Consider the following 5,190-nt stretch of genomic DNA (forward strand, 5'->3'; position numbering starts at 1 on the left):
AGGACCGCGTTCCACAGCAGGACCATGGAGAGCAGGAAATGGGCGGCGACGGTCGCCGGGTGCAGCTTCGTCAGGACGGTGATCCCGCCGAGCACGGCCTGTCCGAGGAAACCCACCCAGAGGCCGAAGGACAGCAGCCGAAGATCGCGCCGCCGTCCGCCGCGCAGGCGGAGCGCGACCAGCGGGGTGATCAGCGCCACGAGGCCGACCACCAGGCCGACGACCCGGTTGCCGAACTCGATCGCTCCGTGCAGGGCGTATTCCGAGTGCGGCACGAACGAGCCGTCCCCGCACTGCGGCCAGGTCGGGCAGCCGAGACCGGAGCCGGTCAGGCGGACCACGCCGCCGCTCACCACGATTAGTGACAGCAGGACCACGTTGAGCGTGGTGAGGAGCCGGAAGGCGCGAAGGCTGATCAGCGGCAAACTCCGACGCTCTGTAGAAGCTGGCACGACTGCCATGGTAACGCCCTGTCCGGCGCGGGCCGCTCGGATCCTTCTCCGCTGGTCGGATGGTGCCTGCCGGCCAGATGGTGCCTGCCTGCCGGCCGGATGGTGCCCGGTGACCGGACGGTCCCGGTGTCGGCTCTACTCTCAGCGGCTCTACTCCCAGCGGAAGGTGCGGGCGGCGAGCGCCAGACTCGCCACCGCCCAGGCCGCGAGCACGATCAGGGTACGCGCCCCCGGACCGTCGCCCTCGGCGAGGACGGCCCGCAGCCCGTCCGACAGCGCCGCGGTCGGCAGCACCTCGGCGACCGCCCGCAGCCAGCCGGGAAGCTTCGACAGCGGGAACACCACCCCGCCGATCAGCAGCAGCACCAGGTAGACGCCGTTGGCGGCGGCGAGCGTCGCCTCGGCCCGCAGGGCTCCGGCCATCAGCAGGCCGAGCCCCGAGAACGCGGCCGTGCCCAGGACGAGCAGCGCCAGCACCGCCGGAACCCCGACCGGCCCGCCGGTCGGGTCCCAGCCCAGCGCGAACCCGACCGCCACCAGGAGCACCAGCTGGATGACCTCGACGGCGAGCACCGCCAACGTCTTGCCGGCGAGTAGGACCGCGCGGGGCAGCGGGGTCGCCCCGAGGCGTTTGAGTACGCCGTAGGAGCGTTCGAAGCCCGTCGCGATCGCCTGCCCGGTGAAGGCGGTCGACATCACGGCCAGCGCGAGCACCCCGGGGACGAGGAAGTCCACCGGCCGCTCGGTGGAGCTCGGCAGCACGTCGACGGCGATGAAGAAGGCCAGCAGACCGACCGGGATGATCAGGGTGAGCAGGACGGACTCGCCGCGCCGTAGGGTGAGTACCAGCTCGAGTCTGGTCTGTGCCGCCAGCATCCGGGCCCGCGACGCGGGCGCCGGAGCCGGGCGCAGATCGAGCAGCGGGACGCCGGTCATGAGCGCAGCTCCGATCCGGTCAGTTCCACGAAGACGTCCTCCAGCGTGCGTTGTTCGACCCGGAGATCCTCTGCCAGGATGCCGTTACCCGCGCACCAGGCGGTCACCGCAGCGAGCAGTTGCGGGTCGACCGTGCCCTGCAACAGGTAGTGCCCAGCCGGGCCCTCCTGCGCGGTGGTGCCGTCGGGCAGCGCGAGCAGCAGCCGGCCGAGATCCAGCCCGGCGGGGGCCCGGAAGCGCAGCTGCCCCTCGGCGCCGCCCCGGGTGAGCTCCGCGGGGGAGCCGACCGCCACCACCCTGCCGTGGTCGACGATGATCACCTGACCGGCGAGCCGTTCGGCCTCGTCCATGGCGTGGGTGGTCAGCACGACGGTGACCCCGGCCGTGCGCAGCTCCTCGACGAGCTCCCAGGTGTCCCGCCGGCCCTGGACGTCCAACCCGGCCGTCGGCTCGTCGAGGAAGACCAGCTCCGGGCGGCCGACCACGGCCATCGCCAGCGACAGCCGCTGCTGCTGGCCGCCGGAGAGCCGGCGGAACGGGGTACCGGCGGACCCGGTCAGCCCGAGCCGGTCCAACAGCGCCGCGGGATCCAGCGGGTGGCGGTAGTGCGAGGCGACGAGGCGCAGCATCTCGCCGGCGCGGGCGCCGGGATACATCCCCCCGGACTGCAGCATCACCCCGACCCGGGGGCGCAGGGCAACGGCGTCCGCCCAGGGGTCGAGCCCGAGGACCCGCACCTCGCCCGCGTCGGCGCGGCGGAATCCCTCGCAGATCTCCACGGTGGTCGTCTTGCCGGCGCCGTTCGGCCCGAGCAGCGCCGTGACTGTGCCGGTCGGGACGGTCAGCGACAGGCCGTCCACGGCGCGTATCCGACCATCGGGCGTCGTCGGCGGTCGAGCGGCGTCGCCGGAAGGCGCCGGCGGCACCGCCGGCGCTGGGGGCGCCTGGCGCACGGGGGGCGTAGGGGACGTGGAGAACGCCGCGGGACCGCGCCCGGCCCGACCGGTGTGGGGCCGCCGCCCGGACTCGTGAGGACGACGACCGGAACGCGGGGAAGCGGACCGCGAGGAATACGTCTTCACGAGGTCCGTGACACTGACTGCCAGGATCTCGGCCACCTTGCGATCCTACGGACATCGCGGGTCGGGCGGAGGGCCGGTCCGCCCCCGGCACGAGGCTTCGGCCGGGTGGAACGGGCACCACCGGGCGGCCGCGACCCAGCCCCGTTGCTAGCCCCGTTGCTGCGGCGGGCGGACGGGCAGTGCCCGGCGGCGCCCGCCGACCGCCACCGGCTCGCCCGGCTCCACCAACGCCCCCCAGGCGCCCAGCCGCTCGTACAGCATCGCCGGCGTGGTGCTGTAGAGCCGGGACAACGACTGCAGGTCGGAGCGACGCAGCCGCAGGACGTCGCGTGAACTGTCCGACCGCAGGACCTGCACGATGGCGATCCAGCGCCGCAGCGGTCCGGTGCGGGTCGGGGGCAGCTTGCGCAGCCGGCGCAGGTCGATGACCAGCGGCGGCAGATGGTCGGTCTCGCGGCGATCGGCGGCCGGCGGTACCAGCAGCGTCGCGGGAACGTCGTACAGCTCGGCGAGCTCGACCAGTCGATGCACGCGCAGGGTCCGAGAGCCTCGCTCGTAGGCGCCCAGGGTCCCGGCAGTCCACCGGCCATGCGTGCGCTCCTGGACGTCCAGCAGCGACAAGCCACGCCGGTTGCGCGCCGCGCGAAGCCGGCGGCCGAGCTCCAGGGCGTAGTCCGCCTCGGTCACGGTCTCCGTCCGGGTCAAGGTCGACAGGAGACGCCAACCGCCCCCTGTGACAGATTGTCAGGCCTCGGTCCGTCTGGCAGCCGGTTCGACCAAGAAGCCGCGAGGGAACGTGGCCCTGGCGTGGTCCCGCGGTCGCGGGGCGCAATCCGGGAATCGCGACAGTGTTTTTCCGGCCGCGCCAGCCCCGTCAGCCCGGTCGGCCGGTCAGTCCCGTCGGCCCGGTCAGTCCCAGTCGGCGTCGTCGGCGTCCTTGGCCCAGTCCCGGGCCCGGTCCACGGCGCGCAGCCATCGCCGGTAGGACCGGTCCCGCTCGGCCCGGGACAGCCTCGGCCGGTACCGCTCGGCGCTGCGCCGATGCCCGGCGAGCTCCTCGCGGTCGGCGAAGAACCCGGTCGCGAGCCCCGCGAGGTAGGCCGAACCGAGCGCGGTCGTCTCGATGTTGTCCGGGACGTCGAGCTCGACGCCGAGCAGGTCGGCCTGGAACTGCATGAGCCAGTGGTTGCGGGCGGCCCCGCCGTCGGCCCGCAGCTCGCGCACCGGGAAGCCCGCGGCACCCATCGCCTCGACGACGTCCCGGGTGCGGTAGGCGATGCCCTCGAGCACCGCGCGGACGACGTGCGCCCGGGTGGTCCCCCGGGTGATCCCGAGCAGTGCGCCGCGGGCGCGGGGATCCCAGTGAGGGGCGCCGAGGCCGGCGAGCGCCGGGACGAAGTAGACGCCGTCGTTGCCGGTCAGGGAGGCGGCCAGGTCGGCGGTCTCGGCGGCATCCCGGATGATCCCCAGGGAGTCCCGCAGCCAGTCGACGGCGGCACCGGTGGACAGGACCGTCCCCTCCAGCGCGTACCGCACCGGTTCGCCGTCGAGCTGGAACGCCGCGGTCCGCAGCAGCGTCGACTGCGGCGCCGGCAGGGCCGAGCCGGTGTTCACCAGCACGAAGGAACCGGTGCCGTAGGTGTTCTTGGCCTGGCCGGGTGCGAAGCAGCCCTGGGCGAACAGAGCGGCCTGCTGGTCGCCGATCACGGCCGCCACCGGGATCCGCACGCCGAGGAAGGCGTCCGGATCGGTCTCGGCGTAGACCCGCGAGCTCGGCGCGACAGCGGGCAGCATCTCGGCGGGAACGCCCAGCAGATCGAGCATCTCCGGGGACCAGCTCGCGGCGGCGAGGTCGAGCAGCAGGGCGCGGGAGGCGTTCGTGACGTCGGTGACGTGCGCGGCCCCGGCGGTCAGCTTCCAGACCAGCCAGGAATCGACGGTGCCGAAGGCGATCTCCCCCCGGCCGGCGCGCCGGCGCAGCCCGGGGTCGTCGTCCAGGATCCAGCCGATCTTGGTACCGGAGAAGTAGGGGTCGAGCACCAGCCCGGTGCGTTCCCCCACCGCACCCGCGTGCCCCTCGGCGGTGAGGCGTTCGCAGACCGCGGCCGTCCGCCGGTCCTGCCACCCGATGGCCGGGTGGACCGGGGCGGAGGTCCGCCGGTCCCACAGCACGGTGGTCTCGCGCTGGTTGGTGATGCCGAGGGCGGCGAGCTCCCCGGCCCGGCGACCGCAGCCGGCCAGCGCCGCGGCGACGGTGTCGACGACGCTGCGCCAGAGCTCGTCCGGATCCTGCTCGACCCAGCCCGGCCGGGGGAACCGGGGCCGGATCCCGGTGTAGCCGCGGCCGACGACCACCCCGTCCCGGTTGAGCAGGCAGACCGTGGTCCCGGTGGTCCCCTGGTCGACCGCCGCCACCAGGGATCCGCGTGCCGGCACGCTCATCTCGTTCCTCCCGCCCACGGGCCGCTGACGCATGGCAAGGGACGCATGGTAGGGGAGCGGTGCACGGTGAGGAGAAGGAGGCGGGGAAGGAAGGATAGATAGAAAGGTATAGATAGGGGAGAGGTGAGGCGGGCCCGGCGTGCCGGGAAGGGCGGCTCAGCCGAGGTTGGACAGGTCGACGACGTCGCCGGGCGGGGTGCCGGCTGCGGGCGTCCCGTAATCGTCGAAGGTGATCTCGTTGGTGGAGCGACCGGCGACGACCACCTTCAACGGGTACC

At 73.6% G+C, this 5,190-nt stretch carries 5 protein-coding genes; all 5 read right to left on the reverse strand.

Annotated features, from left to right (window positions below):
* Positions 1 to 461 (reverse strand): COX15/CtaA family protein (locus tag ACY45C_RS03635; protein ID WP_462186233.1); only part of this gene is annotated, 461 nt, incomplete at its 3' end.
* Positions 462 to 602: 141 nt separating this feature from the next.
* The gene (locus ACY45C_RS03640) at positions 603 to 1,388 is read right to left on the reverse strand and encodes an ABC transporter permease (RefSeq protein ID WP_462186234.1); all 786 of its coding nucleotides are present in this window, start codon (positions 1,386 to 1,388) and stop codon (positions 603 to 605) included.
* Complete coding sequence (locus ACY45C_RS03645; protein ID WP_462186261.1) at positions 1,385 to 2,314, reverse strand: ABC transporter ATP-binding protein; 930 nt, start codon at positions 2,312 to 2,314, stop codon at positions 1,385 to 1,387. The genes ACY45C_RS03640 and ACY45C_RS03645 overlap by 4 nt, the downstream gene beginning before the upstream one ends.
* Positions 2,315 to 2,617: 303 nt before the next feature.
* Positions 2,618 to 3,157: a transcriptional regulator gene (locus ACY45C_RS03650; protein WP_023841558.1), complete on the reverse strand. Its 540-nt coding sequence runs from the start codon at positions 3,155 to 3,157 to the stop codon at positions 2,618 to 2,620.
* A gap of 222 nt (positions 3,158 to 3,379) precedes the next feature.
* The gene (gene glpK, locus ACY45C_RS03655; protein WP_462186235.1) at positions 3,380 to 4,912 is read right to left on the reverse strand and encodes a glycerol kinase GlpK; all 1,533 of its coding nucleotides are present in this window, start codon (positions 4,910 to 4,912) and stop codon (positions 3,380 to 3,382) included.
* Between the last annotated feature and the right edge of the window lie 278 nt (positions 4,913 to 5,190).

The organism is Frankia sp. CcWB2 (assembly GCF_977927585.1).

Coding starts and splice junctions, on each gene's coding strand:
- glpK (WP_462186235.1), bottom strand. CDS start 4,912: ATGAGCGTGCCGGCACGCGGATCCCTGGTGGCGGCGGTCGACCAGGGG.
- ACY45C_RS03640 (WP_462186234.1), bottom strand. CDS start 1,388: ATGACCGGCGTCCCGCTGCTCGATCTGCGCCCGGCTCCGGCGCCCGCG.